Origin of the sequence: Micromonospora sp. NPDC049047, from assembly GCF_040649135.1 — a bacterium.
Lineage (GTDB): Bacteria > Actinomycetota > Actinomycetes > Mycobacteriales > Micromonosporaceae > Micromonospora.
Map to the genome: position 1 here is coordinate 89,663 of NZ_JBEZEY010000028.1, position 13,857 is coordinate 103,519.

General features: G+C 69.3%; 13 protein-coding genes. 4 read left to right on the forward strand and 9 right to left on the reverse strand.

From position 1 onward, the window contains the following. Positions 1–215: 215 nt before the first annotated feature. The gene (locus tag AB0B86_RS30270; RefSeq protein ID WP_357402379.1) at positions 216–1,769 is read right to left on the reverse strand and encodes a hypothetical protein; all 1,554 of its coding nucleotides are present in this window, start codon (positions 1,767–1,769) and stop codon (positions 216–218) included. 8 nt (positions 1,770–1,777) lie between these two features. Continuing rightward, positions 1,778–2,164, reverse strand: coding sequence for a hypothetical protein (locus AB0B86_RS30275; protein WP_357402377.1), 387 nt, complete (start codon positions 2,162–2,164; stop codon positions 1,778–1,780). Between the two features lie 232 nt (positions 2,165–2,396). On the opposite strand from AB0B86_RS30275, the gene AB0B86_RS30280 reads away from it, so the two are divergent. Then, entirely contained in the window at positions 2,397–3,131 is a 735-nt protein-coding gene (locus tag AB0B86_RS30280) for a hypothetical protein (protein ID WP_357402375.1), read from the forward strand. Between the two features lie 155 nt (positions 3,132–3,286). After that, positions 3,287–3,679, forward strand: coding sequence for a hypothetical protein (locus tag AB0B86_RS30285; protein ID WP_357402373.1), 393 nt, complete (start codon positions 3,287–3,289; stop codon positions 3,677–3,679). A gap of 121 nt (positions 3,680–3,800) precedes the next feature. On the opposite strand, the gene AB0B86_RS30290 is transcribed toward AB0B86_RS30285, so the two are convergent. The 3 genes from AB0B86_RS30290 to zwf all read right to left on the reverse strand — a co-directional run bounded on the left by AB0B86_RS30290 (position 3,801) and on the right by zwf (position 8,089). Continuing rightward, entirely contained in the window at positions 3,801–5,330 is a 1,530-nt protein-coding gene (locus AB0B86_RS30290) for a hypothetical protein (RefSeq protein ID WP_357420274.1), read from the reverse strand. 99 nt (positions 5,331–5,429) lie between these two features. After that, a complete protein-coding gene (locus AB0B86_RS30295; RefSeq protein WP_357402419.1) occupies positions 5,430–6,365 on the reverse strand; it encodes an aminoglycoside phosphotransferase family protein in 936 nt (311 codons plus the stop codon). A gap of 230 nt (positions 6,366–6,595) precedes the next feature. Next, a complete protein-coding gene (zwf, locus tag AB0B86_RS30300) occupies positions 6,596–8,089 on the reverse strand; it encodes a glucose-6-phosphate dehydrogenase (RefSeq protein WP_357402369.1) in 1,494 nt (497 codons plus the stop codon). Positions 8,090–8,426: 337 nt separating this feature from the next. Here zwf and AB0B86_RS30305 point away from each other — a divergent pair, with 337 nt between their 5' ends. Further along, positions 8,427–8,924, forward strand: coding sequence for an LURP-one-related family protein (locus AB0B86_RS30305; protein WP_357402367.1), 498 nt, complete (start codon positions 8,427–8,429; stop codon positions 8,922–8,924). 115 nt (positions 8,925–9,039) lie between these two features. Here the strand turns inward: AB0B86_RS30305 and AB0B86_RS30310 are convergent, their stop codons facing one another. Next, positions 9,040–9,606, reverse strand: coding sequence for a hypothetical protein (locus AB0B86_RS30310; protein ID WP_357402365.1), 567 nt, complete (start codon positions 9,604–9,606; stop codon positions 9,040–9,042). Between the two features lie 120 nt (positions 9,607–9,726). Between AB0B86_RS30310 and AB0B86_RS30315 the strand changes: the two genes are divergently transcribed. After that, positions 9,727–10,515: a GNAT family N-acetyltransferase gene (locus AB0B86_RS30315; RefSeq protein WP_357402363.1), complete on the forward strand. Its 789-nt coding sequence runs from the start codon at positions 9,727–9,729 to the stop codon at positions 10,513–10,515. Between the two features lie 5 nt (positions 10,516–10,520). Here the strand turns inward: AB0B86_RS30315 and AB0B86_RS30320 are convergent, their stop codons facing one another. From AB0B86_RS30320 to AB0B86_RS30330, 3 genes are all read right to left on the reverse strand, one after another. Continuing rightward, a complete protein-coding gene (locus tag AB0B86_RS30320; protein WP_357402361.1) occupies positions 10,521–11,732 on the reverse strand; it encodes a DUF418 domain-containing protein in 1,212 nt (403 codons plus the stop codon). 221 nt (positions 11,733–11,953) lie between these two features. Beyond that, positions 11,954–13,267 carry a PQQ-dependent sugar dehydrogenase gene (locus AB0B86_RS30325; RefSeq protein WP_357402359.1) on the reverse strand — a complete coding sequence of 438 codons (1,314 nt, stop codon included), beginning with the start codon at positions 13,265–13,267 and terminating at the stop codon, positions 11,954–11,956. Between the two features lie 82 nt (positions 13,268–13,349). Continuing rightward, positions 13,350–13,643 (reverse strand): BON domain-containing protein, encoded by a 294-nt coding sequence (locus AB0B86_RS30330; protein ID WP_357402417.1) that lies wholly within the window; start codon positions 13,641–13,643, stop codon positions 13,350–13,352. Between the last annotated feature and the right edge of the window lie 214 nt (positions 13,644–13,857).

Below are 13,857 nucleotides of genomic sequence, written 5' to 3' on the forward strand. Positions count from 1 at the left end.
GATACCCGGCCGACGTGCTCGCGGACCGACATCCCGGAACTGCCAGCTCGGGCCGTGGGCCAGGCGCGGGTGTAACCAGCTCGGTCGTCACGGTGGCGAGGAAACTTCCGGCTGCCGGATGACGGAAATCGTCGGAGCTTGCGGAGATCACCCGTGGCGCGTGGGCGTCGTCGATGTGACGGGTCGCGGTCCGGGACCGCCGCACGTGTGGTGCTCTACTTACGCCACACCTCGATGTGGTCGTCCCCAATGGTCACCACGCCTCGCTGAAAGAGTTGAACCCGGCTCGGGCCGACCAACTGCTCTGCGGAGACGGGGAACCCGATGGCGTCGACGATCAGGTGCGCCCGCGACAACGCCACCTCGGGTGGGATTGACGCTGCTATTGCCTGAAGAACCGGGTCAGACACTGGTAGCGACCCGTGCGCATCCGTGTAGAAGATGATGCCACCCTGAAACGCCTGCGCAGTCCCCCGGCCGCCCCAGGTACTCCCGACAACCTGTTCGTCGGACACCGGGAACCCGAGCCAGCTGGCCGTGCCCCCGAGCTGTTCGTAGCAGAGTCCGTTGCCAGCGCGCACCGTGTGTGTTCCGTGCTCTCGGGACCAGTAGACGGTCGCTCCGCCGCCGTGTTCGAGGCCCAAAAGCCGGTCAGCCACGTCCGGCGGGTAGTCCCATGCGCCCTCGAAGCGCTGGAAGCGCCCCGACGTGCCCTGCGGCGAGTTCGCGGCCTGTGTCGCTGGGCTGCGGGGGAAGCCCAGCACTCCGGACACGTCGTGCTTACCGTCGTGGTAGTCCGCGATTTTCGCTGGGAGGCGGAAAGCACCGGCCCCGGGGGTGAAGTACACCGTCCCGCCTTCGAAACGTTGCCGCCAGCCCCGGTCACCGGCCCCTGAGCGGGAGGGGCCGACAGCCATTTCGTCGGTGGTCGGAAAGCCCAGCACTCCCGCGGGTCCGCGCCGCTGCTCGTAGAACTCGCCGATTCCGCCCCAGACGGCGTGCGCGCCATGCTGGGAGGACCAGTAGATTGCGGCGCCGGTGGTCGCGCCCGGCACGGCACGGGTGCCATCGCCGCAGTCGCGGGAACCCTCGAATCGCTGCACGGTGCCGCAGGTGCCCGATGGGGATGGCCCCGCCTTTTCTGGCGGCGCGAGTGGGAAGCCGAGCCGACCAGCGCACCCGCCAAGGCTGTCGTGGTGTGCCGCGATGGCCCAGGTCGTCGGTTGCGCTCCGGTGGCGGCACTCCAGCAGATCGCGCCGTGGTCAAACCGTTGGTTGAATCCGCCGTGGCCGCGTCCGTGTGCCGGGCCGCACCGCTGGATAGCCTGCGGTTGCGCATCGAAGACCTCACGCCACCGATCCTGGCAGTGCGCCATGGCTTCCGATGCCTCGGGAAGGTCCGCAAGGTCGGCGAGTTGGGCCAGCGCGATGAGCCCAGCAGCCCGGTCCGTGCTGAGTTCTGTCAGCAGAGCGATTGTCAGGTCTTCGTTGATCCCGAACAGTGCCTGGAGTATCGGCGCGGTTGCGGTGTCGGGCATGGCTGTGAGCAGCACCAGCGCCCGGTCGCGCGACAGGGCCATGATCCGGGTTGCGGCCGCACGTGGGCGCAGGTCAGCGAGTGCGGCGGCGGTAAGACCGGGCTCACTGCCGTAATGGTTGATCATCGTGCCGCTGTGACCGAACATGACGCCGCTTGCGTTCCGCGCGTCCACGAGCGGCTCGCGCTGGTTGCCTTCGTCGTCTTCGTCGACGCTGTCGTGCTGCATCATGAGGCGGTTTACCCCGGCAGCCCAAAGTTGTTGTGCTGGATGCCTCGGTCGCCAGCGATCACACCCTGGGCACCGCGGAGGTCCACGACGTATTTCCCGGTGACGGTGCCACCGGGCTCGGCAAGGCGGAGCACACGTGCCGCGGCGGCAAGAACCACATCGTCTTGTCCGCTGTCGGTGGCTTCGACGAGCCGGATCAGACGCTGTTCGTTCGCCTGGGGGTCGGCCTCGTAGGCGCTCAGTGCGTCCGGGTCCCAGTTTTGTGTCTCGGAACGGTGGCGCAGGGCGTCACGGAGGTACCGGTACGCGTCGACAATGGCCCCGGACGTCGTCTCTGTCAGCCCCGCCGACACACCGGCTGCCATGGCAGCCACCACCATCGTCACCGGTTCCATCTGTCATCTCCGTGGAGTCGCTGCGTGGGGGAGGGACGAAGATTACAACTGATCCATTCGAACGTTGCGCGTGATGCTGAAACCGGACAGCCGTCGATCGCGCCAGAGAGGGCAGACCGGATGGCCGCTGCAAATGCGCAAGCAAATAGCTCACCTCCCCACGAGTCCGGACCTATGTCAATCAATGCCATTCCGAGCCCAAACGGCCTCTATTGGATCCACTGTGCTCCTCGTGAACGTCGGCGACGCCACGGTTGCCTGGGTGGTGGTGGTTTGGGTCTGCGGGGCGATGTTCCCGGTCAGGTATGTTGCCGGCGTGGAAATTGAGGTGTTGGAGGGTGCGCTCGTGGAGGTGCCGACGGCGGATGTCAGCGGCATGGACCGGCGAGCGTTTGGTGAGTTCGTGGGGCCGCGCGGTGAGTTGGCCTCGTACGCGTTCGGCTGGTCCACCGGCTCGGACCCGCACGTCGCCCGGCTGTCCGTCGGGATTGGTGCCGGCAACCCTGGGGGTGGCACCTTCCACGCCGTCATCTTCGCCAACGCGGGCAGTCACGCGTTCTCGCTCATCGACGCGCCGTTTGAGCAGGTCCCGCAGGGCGGCCCGGATCTGACCGCAGACCAGTCGCGTGCCCACGAGGACCTGCCGTTCGTTTGGTGGGTCACCGACCACGTCATGCAGCGCGATCGGCGAGCCTGGTGGATGCGGCACTGGCTTCTTGGCACCGTCTGTCTTCAGACCCCTGAAGTCTTTGAACGCCGTGAGCCTGTGCTGTTCGTCAGCCACGACGCGGACGACGGAGTTTGGCAGTTGACCGGAGCCACCGACGCGAGCGGCAGCAACGGCAAAGTGGGGCACCTGCACCATGCCGTCGACGAGGACCCGAGCCTGGTCGACGTTCTTGACCTACCGCCCGGCGGCAGCGCGGCTCGCGCCAGCGTCGGGAAACCCTGGACCGTAGACGTCTAACTTCAATCCGGCATCGCTCACCGACCTCCGGCTGCCGGCAGTGCGATCCGTTGGGCCATGCGCACCGCCGCCCGGGAACGCCCGCCGCGGACCTCGACACCGCGGACCCCTCGGTCCGCGCGGCGCTGAGGCACACGGGCTGGTCTGGTCGGCTGGTGATCGAGACGTGCCACTTCTGCGCCTGCTACACGACGCTGTACAGCCAGGTCACACCCGCCGGCGGCACCGCTTGGTGGACTGGCAACATTCGCCCGGACTACCTCGGGTCCGCCGAGGCGGAGGATCCGCCGACGCTGGTGCCAGTTGCCGATGAGGCGCGGCAGAGTCCCTATCAGGCCAGCGCGTGGAATCAGGACGGCTCGACATTGGGCGGTCGGCCCGACTGGATCCAGGACGCCGAGCACGCCGACTGCCCCGGCTGCGGCCAGCCGATGGACTACGTGGGTCTGATCGGCGGCGCCGACCTGGACGACTACGGTGAGGGCGCCTACTACCTGCACCTGCACCAGCCGTGCGGGTTCGCCGCAGTGAACTACCAGCAGAGCTGACAAGCGTGAGCGCTCAGACGCGGCTGTTGCGGACAGCGGCGCCTACCCCGGCGGAGAGCGCGCGCGAGCGGCGGCATGCGCCAGTGTTCGCGGTCAGCGCCGCCATCCCGGTGGTCCGGTGTCAGCCGGGGGCGCTGCGGTCCAGGATCTGTTGGATGTGATCGACAGTCAGGGCCGGGTTTGCCGCGGCGGCCTCGGCCAGTTCGGGATCGTCGAAAAGCGCGGTGACCCGCGGTGCCGGAAGGCGTGGGCTGCTTGCCATCGCCTCTCGCACTGTGGCGTCCGCGTCGGTGCTGAGTCGGTCGACGAGGTCGGGGTCGGCGTGTGGGTCGAGGGCGACGAGCCGTCGTATCGCCGGGTCCGGGTTGTCGGCGAAGCGGGCCAGTCCTTCGGTGGGGAACTGTGGCAGCTCGCTGAGCCGGTCCCGGCCGCAGCAGTGGTACTCCAGGTAGCAGCGCAGCAGCAACGCCGGCGGCGCAGCCGGGTGGTGCTGGGCGAGCAGGACCCGTACGCCCAGGTCGGAGTCGTCGGCGAGGACAGTGACGATGTCCGCCGGCAACCCGGCGTGGCGGGCCGCTCGTCGGCGCAGCAGCGGATTGGCCGAACGGGCCCACCGCAGCGCATCGGTGATGTCCGGCGCGGCATCGTTGGGATACGGGACCCAACGGCAGCGGACGTCCACGGAGCCGAAGTGGCCATCGCCCGGCACGGTGGTCACGTCGATGTCGATGCCCGCCCGCTGCTGCTCGGTGAGGCCGGGATGAGTGGAGACCGCGGTGCGGACCTCGACCGCCGGGTCGGTGGCGAGCCTGACGAGCTGGTCGTCGGTCAGGTCGACGCGACAGGTGACTCCTTGCCGGACCGACGGGTCGGGGTGGCGCAGCAGCGTCTCGACCACGTCCGGCGGGACGCCCGGGTTCTCGCCCATTACCCGCAGCGCATCCGTGTCGCCGCTGGCGAGCACGTGATCGACCAGCGCCCGGGACAGTGGACGCTGCAGCACGTACCAGAATGCGTGACTGTGCTGGTCCGGCAGATCGGCCGGCTCCATCACCTGCTGCTGGCGCGCGAGGGACGCCACGGCGGCCGCCCGTACGTCGGGCACCTCATCCTCCAGCAGCGCCTGGCGCGACCGCTCGTCCAGCCAGTACGAGGAACCGGCCGCGAACCGGCGTACACCCGGTCGGGGGTGCGCGGCGGCCAGCCGGAACAGACGCTGGTCATACCTTGTCGCTGCGAACAACTCGCCGATCAATTCCTCTCGGCTGAACGGTATGTCGGAGGGCGGACCGTCGAGCTCGGTCAACAACCTGACCAGCACGTCGTCAGGCAGCGGTTCCTGGCCGGGTCGGCCGAACGCGCGCATCCGCACCCGCCATTCCGGGTCGGCCAGCAGCGTGGTACGCGCCAGCGGGTCGACCTGCGGGTGGGCGGCCAGCGCTCCGCGGATCCTGGGCGAGGGGTGGTGCAGCATCGCATCCCGCACCGGTGGCGGCAGCTCACGGCGATGTAGTAGCCCATCGCACACCTGCTCCGGCCACGAATCCAGCAGCCGCAGCAGCACGTCGACCGGCGCTGCCGGGTTCCTCGCCAGCCCTCGTAGCAGGGGCGACGGAGACGGAGACCCATCCAACCACGCATCACCAGTCATCGGCCGCACCTTACGCCCACGCCTCTCGTCGCGGCATCCGCTCAGCGGCACCCCGCACCCCGACGCGAGGACTGACCCGAACCGGGCAGCACCCTGTCATCAGGCCGGCGCGGCTCCGAGGTTGAGGGCCAGGTACTCCAGCGCCGCGGCGGTGTCCTCCCCGTCGTCGTGCGGCCGGCGCAGGTCAACGACGAAGGCGGCGACGTCGGCGAGCGGCCACCACCGTCGGTAGAGGGCCAGGCCAGCCGGCGTCACGGTCCGACCGCTTACCCGCGTGTAGTGGGCCAGCACCTCGTCGTCAGCGCCGATCGTGTCCGCACCGAGCATGCTGCCGAACGCGTCGGTGAGCATCCACAGGTCCCGCTCCAGCGGGGCGATCTGCACGGTCGCCCAGTCGATCATCCGGGTGCCCGCAGCGGTACGCATCACGTTGCCGGGATGCGGCTCGCCATGCGTGATCACCCACTCGGTGCCGCTTTCGCGTACCTCGTCGACGAGCCGGTCGAAGTCATCGAGCCAGGCCCGGACCCGCTCCTCGTGCACAGCCAACAGCTTGCGGGCCGACTCGGCGTACGGACCGGCGGTCCACGGCCGTTCCAGATCGGCAAGCGCGGCGTTCAGCCCGTCCCGTCCCGGCAGCCGCAGGTCGGCTCGGGGAGCGAGGTGCGCCACGACGGCGGTGGCCCGGTGCAGCTGCCCCAGCAGGCCCGCCATCTCGACGACGGTGTCGCGTGGGTACGGGCCGAACTCTCCGGCCGTGCCGTCGACCATCGAGAACACCGACAGGGCGTAACGCGACGAGAGTCGCCGCAACGGCGCTTCGTTTCCGGCCGGGACCGGGGCCAGGATGAAGTCGAGCCCGGCCTCGCGGTGCAGGGCCAGCGCGGTCTCGAAGGAGCGCCGCAGCCTGTCGAATTCCGCGTCCCGGCCCGCCTCCGCGAAGCCGAGATCGTCCACCTTGACGAACCACACCGCCGCGCACCGGTCGGTCACCGACCAGTGGTAGCTGCCGAAACCTAACGGGAGGTATGCCAGGGAACCGGCGTCGACAGTCCACCCGTCGCGCAGCGCCGCGACCAGTTCGCTCTCGTCCAGGCCCACAGGTCTGTCCTGCACGGAAGGGGATTCTGCCATGCGCGCGGACGCCCCCGGACGGGCCGGCCATCGACATTGATGACCGGCGCACCGGCAGGACCGCGCTGCGCGTCGCTGGTGAGAGCGAGTGACCGGGGCCCAGCTGCGTGGTCGCGCTTCTTGCGACCGGGTCACGCGGAGTTGCGCCACTTGCGGCCGTGCCGGCCGATGAGCCGGTCGGCGTCGGTCGGGCCCCAGGAGGCGGCCTCGTAGGTGGGGATCGGCGAGTGGTCCTTCCCCCAGTGGTCGATGATCGGGTCGACGATCCGCCAGCACTGCTGCACCTCGTCACTGCGGATGAACAGCGACGCGTCACCGATCAGCGCGTCCAGGAGCAGACGCTCGTACGCCTCCGGGGACTCCTCGACGAACGTCTGGTCGTAGGAGAACTCCATCGTGGCGGTGCGGACCCGGAAGGAGTGGCCCGGCACTTTGGCACCGAATCGCAGCGAGATGCCCTCGTTTGGCTGGATCCGCAGGATCAGCGCGTCGGCATCGAGGCCGGTGAGCTGGTCGGTCGGGATCGGCAGGTGCGGCGGCCGCTGGAACTGCAGCGCCACCTCGGTGAGCCGCGCTGGCAGGCGCTTGCCGGTGCGTACGTAGAACGGCACCCCGGCCCAGCGCCAGTTGTCCACGTTGAGCCGCATGGCGGCGTACGTCTCGGTCCGCGACAGGGGGTCGACGCCGACCTCCTCGCGGTAGCCGGCCATCAGCTCCTCGCGGGTGCCGCCCCGGGTGTACTGCCCCCGGACCGCGGCCTCGGCGATGTCCCGGTCGGTGGGGAGCCTGATCGCCTGCAGCAGCTTCACCTTCTCGTTGCGCAGGCCCTCAGCCTCGAACGAGGCCGGTGGCTCCATCAGCGCCAGCGCGAGGACCTGGAGCACGTGGTTCTGCACGATGTCCCGCATCGCACCGGCGTCCTCGTAGAATCCGCCGCGGCTGCCGACGCCGAGGGTCTCGGCGACGGTGATCTGCACGTGGTCGACCCAGGAGCGATCCCAGATCGGCTGGAAGATCGAGTTCGCGAAGCGCAGCGCCAACACGTTCTGGACGGTGTCCTTGCCCAGATAGTGATCGATCCGAAAGACCTGGTGCTCGTCGAACGCGCTGTGCACGACGCTGTCGAGCCCACGGGCCGTGACCAGGTCGCGCCCGTACGGCTTCTCGATGACCAGGCGGGAGAAGGAACCTTCGCGTGGCTGGTTGAGCCCGACACCGGCCAGCCCGTTGATCACCGGCTCGAAGGCCCCGGCCGGGGTGGACAGGTAGAAGAGCCGGTTGCCGGACGTACCCCGCTGCGCGTCCAGCTCGTCGAGGGTCTTCTCGAGCCGATGGTAGGTCTCCGGGTCGTCGTAGCCGCCGGCCACGTACCGCACACCGCCCTGCAGTTGGCGCTTGCTGGCGAGGGTGCGTTCGCCGAGGGCGCTCTCGGCGAACTGCTCGTCGGTCATCGGCGTGCGCGCGACGCCGACCACCGCGAACTGGTCCGGGAGCCGCTCGTGCCGAGCCAGGCTCTCGATTGCGGGCAGCAGCTTACGCCGGGTCAGGTCACCGGAGGCACCGAAGATCACCAGCGTGGCCGGCGGGGCGCTCCGCTCCTGGATGAGCTGGGCTGCGTGGTCCATATGTCTACGTTCCTCCGGGCACAAGGGGTGTGGGGTCGGGGGTGTCGTGCGGTCACGTCGGTAATTGTGCGGCTACGGCTGTGGTGTCCGGGGGCCACGCGGCGTGGCCCGTTGGTCGCGGAGGTTGAGCGTCGCATGCCGGGCTGACGGGCAGGCGCTTCGGTGCGGCCTGCCGGCGTACGAGGTGGTACAGATGATCGTGGCCAGGCAGACCGCGGAGGTCAACGGGGCTCACCGACGGCCATACAGTGGACCACCAGGGTGACGTCGTGGCGCACCGGCCGAAGCCGCCTCAGCACAGCCGGCGGGTCGGCGCGCGGTGGGGGAGAATCGAATCATGTTTGTCATCAGGGAGCGATTCTTCTCAATCGGCGACGACTTCGACGTGCTCGACGAGCACGGCACCAAGGTCTTCCACGTCGACGGCAAGGTGCTCAGCGTCCGCAACAAGGTCGTCATCGAGGACGCCGCCGGGCATGAGGTTGCCACGCTGCACCGGCACCTGGTGGCGCTGCGTCCCACGTACGAGATCCGGATCGGCGGTGAGAAGGCCGCAGAGGTCCGCAAGAAGCTGCTCACGCCGTTCCGCGACAAGTTCACGATCGACGTGCCGGGGCCCGACGACCTGGACATGAAGGGTGACCTGCTCAACCACGAGTACGTCATCGAACGCGACGGCACCGAGGTGGCCACGGTCTCCAAGCGGTGGCTGACGATCCGGGACACCTACGCCGTGCAGGTCAGCGCCGGCGTCGACCCGCTGCTGATCATCGGCAGCGTCCTCGCGCTCGACCTGGCCATGGACCGCGACAAGAAGAAGGACGACGAGGACTGACCCCCGGTCGGCAGCCGCGCCGCTCGGAGTCGGGCTCGTGGTCGGGACGATCGGGGCCGTCGAGGCCCATCGGACAGATCACGAGCAGGAGCGGTGACGACGTCGTGCTGCCCTCTCAGCCGTGGGTTCCGGCGCTGCCGGCCGGGAAGAGCGCGCGGACCGCGGCGATGGCCGAGTCGAACCGTCCCTCGCTCAGGCCGGGCACACCGAAGGCGTAGAAGATCGGTCGCGTGGTCCCGGGCTCGATCTGGGTGCGTCGGTCCGGGCCCTGGAAGAGCGACGCCACGATGGCGGTGGCGTCGCGGACCACCGGCTCGCCGGCCCGGCACACCACAGTGCCCCGCATGCCCGGGAAGGACTCGTCCTGCTGCGCCAGGTCGAAGATCAGATCACCGTCGATCCGCGCCCCGTCCTGTACGCCGAGCAGCACCCCGGTGGTCAGCTCGGCATAGAGCAGTGTTCGCACAAGTGGTGGCACCGGTGGCAGGCCCTTCTTGCGGGCACTGTCGAACTGGCCGGGCAGCGGACATCGGAAACCTTCGACCCGGAAGAACGCGTCGGTGGTGGCGATGTCCTGGGCGATGCGTTCGTGCTCGGCTCCGAGCGTCGTCGCGACGCCCAGCCACGAACGCAGGTGCGAGGCTGAACGGCACGAGTGGGGCGGCCGGTCGCCGACAGACACCGTGTGCGCCGCTCCGAGGGCGTTGGGCCTCGGCCGGTAGGACAGCGGCCTGCTGGACGTACCCGATGGTTGATTTGAAAACCAGTTGCGTCTCCGGCCCTGCTGTCGCAGCGTACGGGCATGATCAATTCGGCTCGGCTGCTCGCGGCCTACGACGAGCAGCTTCGGACCGACGCCGAGACGCCGAGCGCGGTCTCCGTCACCCGACACGGGCCACTGCGTCTGGTGACCTTCGCGGGTGGCCGCGGGTTTGTCACCTACCGCGATCTCGGCGGGGCGGACGCCGACACGATTCGTCGGCTCGTCCCGGCGGCGCTCGCGCACTACCAGGCAGACCCGGAGATCGAGCGGGTCAAGTGGAAGGCGCGTGGGCACGACCATGCGCCGGGGTTGCACGAGGCGTTGCTGGAGAACGGGTTCACCGCGGACGAGCCTGAGTCGATCATGGTTGGTGAGGCGCGGCTGCTAGCCGTCGACGTTCCGCTTCCCGACGGCGTGACACTACGTCGGGTCAGCGACGAGGCGGACGTCCGCGCGATGAGTGCGATGCAGGACGAAGCCTTTGACGACCCGGTGAGCGATGACATGGCGAACGCCCTCCTGCGCCGCCTGGCCCGCGATGACGGAATGGAACTGTGGGTCGCGGAGGCGGATGGACGGATCGTCAGCGCCGGCCGGCTGGAGCCGGTGCACGGGACCGACTTCGCCGGGATCTGGGGCGGCGCGACCCGTGCGCAGTGGCGCGGCCGTGGGATCTACCGCGCGTTGACCGCGGCGCGGGCCCGCTCAGCCCTCGCCATGGGCAAGACGCTCATCAACAGCGACTCGACCGAGTACTCGCGCCCGATCCTTGAACGCTACGGTCTGACCAAGGTGTCGACGACGACGCCCTACAACTGGCAGCGGTGAGCGCCCTACTCGCGACCCGTCCGGACCCCGGCCCGCAGCCGTGGCCACCGCTGTTCGGTCCAGGCCCGCAGCAGCCACTCCATCGGCCCGTACCGGAACCGGGCCATCCACGCCGCGCTCGCGGCGAGCTGCACACAGTAGATCGCGACAGCGATGAGGACGACGACCGGGGGCGCGACGGCACCGGCGAGGCCCAACCCGACGCCGGTGAACACCAGCACGCAGAGCAGCGACTGACCCAGGTAGTTCGACAGGGACATCCGTCCGGCCGGTGCGAGCACTGCGGCAACCCGGCGACCCCGGTCGGTCTGGAAGAACTGCAGCAGAGTGGCGGCGTACGCGGCAGCGAGCAGCGGCGCGGTGAGCACGCCAGCCGTCAGCCCGGTCAGGTTGGCGGTCCCGCCGCCCGATGCGAAGACCACCGCACCGGCCAGGCCGACCGGATAGCCCACCTGTTGCACCCGGCGCAGGAACTGCCGGTTCGCGTCGACGTTGGTGAGCAGCCGCCGCCGTCCGGCCGCGTAGCCGAAGAGGAAGGCCGAGAGGGCGAGCGGCCCCTGCACGAGCAGTGCGCCGACCATCGCCGGCAGTTGGCGTACGTGCTCGGTGATCACGGAGCCGAGCCCGCCCTGTAGGGCCTCGGTGGACCGCTGCCCCGCCGCGAGTGCCGTCGCCGGATCGGTGACCAGCTGGGTCCCGCCGACGGCGGCGAGCGCGAGGACGAAGCCGATCCCACCAGTGACCAGTACGGCAGTGCGCAGCGCGGTCCCGACGCCGACTCGCCGCATGGCGAGCAGGATCAGGCCGAGCAGTGCGTACGTGGTCAGGATGTCGCCCTGGAACAGCAACACCGCGTGCAGGATGCCGAGTACGAAGAGCCCGGCCAGCCGTCGTCGGAACCGTGGGGCGAAGTCGACGCCGCGCCGCGCGGCGGAATCGAGCTGGAGCGTGAAGCTGTAGCCGAACAGAAAGGAGAAGAGCAGGTACGCCTTCATCGCGAGGAACAGCTCGACCAGCCACCGGACCGCCTGGTCGCTCCACGAGTCGTGCGCGGGATCCGGAACCAGTTGGAAGGTGTAGCCGGAGGCGAAGAAGGCGATGTTGACGACCAGGATGAGGAGCAGCGCCACGGCGCGTAAGGCGTCGACGTCGACGATCCGGGCGAGCGTCCCGGACGCTCGATTCCCGACGGGCGGGTCATCGGTGGAGAGATGCATGTGACCACCTCCGGCACGGACAGGAGTGATGTTTCGATGGCTCTCCTGTGACCCTAGGAAGCGGCCTGTCCGGGGGACAGCCAGTGAGCGGGAAGCTCGCCGGTGGGGTAAGCCCTACCGCACCCCCGAGCGGCGTCGCCTGCTCAGGGGTCCGCATCGGCGCGAGCCGGGGACGGCCGCTCGACGCGACCGTCCCCGGAGGTGGTGCGGGTGGGCGAGGCTCAGCGGTTTGCCGCCCCGCCGCCGGTGGCTGGCGGGACCCGCTCGAACCGTACGCGGCTCAGCCACCCCGGCAGGTCACTGAGCACGTACAGTTCGCCGTTCACGTCGGCGCCGAACGCCGTCGGTTGGGTGGGGAAGGTGCCGATCTCAGCGGACTCGTAGCCGCCCGTGGACGTGGGGCGTACCGCGAACGCGCGGGTCGAGCAGTAGTCGCTGGCGATGTAGGTGCCCCGTGCCTCCGGGGTGACGGACCCCCGGTACACCAGGCCGCCGATGATGGAGCAGTTCTCCGTCAGGTAGTGCTCGTACTCGACGACCGGGTCGGTGAGGCGTACGCCGGGCCGGCACTGGGTCTGGTCGAAGATGGGCGTGCCCTCCTTGCAGGACCAACCCAGGTTCGCGCCGCGCTGCGCCGGGCGGATGTGGTTGATCTCCTCGATCAGGCCCTGGCCGACATCGCCGATCCACAGCGAGTTGTCGACCGGGTCGATGGAGAACTTCCACGGGTTGCGCAGCCCGTAGACCCAGATCTCCGGCCGTGCGCCAGCGGTGCGGACGAAGGGGTTGTCGAAGGGTACGCAGTAGGGCTTGCCCCCGCAGCTGCGGTTGACGTCGATCCGCACGATCTTGCCGAGCAGGGTGCCGAGGTTCTGGCCGCTCTTGAAGGGGTCGTTCGCGTTGCCGCCGTCGCCGGTGGACCAGTAGAGGTAGCCGTCACGGCCGAAGGCGACCTGTCCGCCGTTGTGGTTGCCGAATTCGGCGTGCTCCTGGGTGAGCAGCACCTGTAGCCGGTCGGGCGCGCCGAGGGGCACTCGCGCCAGGGTCAACGCGCCGGCCGGTAGGCTGGTGTAGGCCACGTAGAGGATCCCGGTCCGCGCGAAGTTCGGCGCGGGAGTGATGCCGAGCAGGCCACGCTCGTTGTCCGAGGTGTCGACCCGGGCGCTCAGGTCGAGCACCGGAGCGGCCGCCAATCCGGTGTCGGGGTGGTAGGAGCGGACGGTGCCGTTCTTCTCCGCGATCAGCATCCGGCCGTCCGGCAGCCCGGTGAGCGCGATGGGACGCTGTAGGCCGTACGCCACCTGTTCGGATCTCACGGTCAACTCGGTGAGTGGCGCAGCGCGGGTGTGCGATGGGCCTGCCGCGGCGGTGCTGGCCACCGACGACGGTGGCATGAGCGACACGGACAGGGCCAGAACGATCAGCCCGGCCAGAAAGGTGGCCGGGCGGTAACGCCGTCGCGACATGGTGGGCTCCTCAAGCAGGTGGGTGGAGGTGGCAATCTGGGAGCGTTCCCACGGTACATCGATCTCCACGAATGTCCAACCTGCCGTCCCGCCCTGCCCTCCTCAGCTTCTGCCCAGGCCCGCCGGGGTGACCGGGCGAGAAGCCGCAGCCTTACCGACGGCCGCGCCGCTGCCCCATGAGCCGCAGCGTGTTGCAGACGTCGAAGACACCAGGCACGTCCCAGGCGAGCTCGCCGGCGACCCGCCGCGCGTTCGTGTCGTTCACCAGGCCCAGCAGAATGACGACCCGATTCTGTACGGCGACACTGATCTGCTGCTGCCGGGTGGCCTGATCGCCGCTCAGGCGTTGGGCGACCAGGGCTTCGATCCGCAGATCCTCGCGGTCCGGTTGGGGCTGGTCCGAGTCGTCGGCGAACCAGCTCTCGCCTGGTGATGGCCAGTACATGGACACGGCACTCCTTGGTTGTCCGGCGGTGCGGAATCCGCTGTTGGGCTCTCCACGGCCGCGCCGAGCCCATGTCGATCTCACCGGCAAGCGCACCGCTGAGGGCTGCTACCAGGAACGGGCGGTTGTCACGGCCGCGGAGACCGGAGAACCTGACCGCGTCCGCCCGGACAGCTGAACGAGGGCATCGTCGCGGCTGTCGAAGATCGGGAAC

What these genes read in the sequence shown, in the direction of transcription:
- AB0B86_RS30270 (WP_357402379.1), bottom strand. Translation starts at nt 1,769, where the DNA reads ATGATGCAGCACGACAGCGTCGACGAAGACGACGAAGGCAACCAGCGC.
- AB0B86_RS30290 (WP_357420274.1), bottom strand. Translation starts at nt 5,330, where the DNA reads ATGACTGGTGATGCGTGGTTGGATGGGTCTCCGTCTCCGTCGCCCCTG.
- zwf (WP_357402369.1), bottom strand. Translation starts at nt 8,089, where the DNA reads ATGGACCACGCAGCCCAGCTCATCCAGGAGCGGAGCGCCCCGCCGGCC.
- AB0B86_RS30305 (WP_357402367.1), top strand. Translation starts at nt 8,427, where the DNA reads ATGTTTGTCATCAGGGAGCGATTCTTCTCAATCGGCGACGACTTCGAC.
- AB0B86_RS30320 (WP_357402361.1), bottom strand. Translation starts at nt 11,732, where the DNA reads ATGCATCTCTCCACCGATGACCCGCCCGTCGGGAATCGAGCGTCCGGG.
- AB0B86_RS30315 (WP_357402363.1), top strand. Translation starts at nt 9,727, where the DNA reads ATGATCAATTCGGCTCGGCTGCTCGCGGCCTACGACGAGCAGCTTCGG.
- AB0B86_RS30330 (WP_357402417.1), bottom strand. Translation starts at nt 13,643, where the DNA reads ATGTACTGGCCATCACCAGGCGAGAGCTGGTTCGCCGACGACTCGGAC.
- AB0B86_RS30275 (WP_357402377.1), bottom strand. Translation starts at nt 2,164, where the DNA reads ATGGAACCGGTGACGATGGTGGTGGCTGCCATGGCAGCCGGTGTGTCG.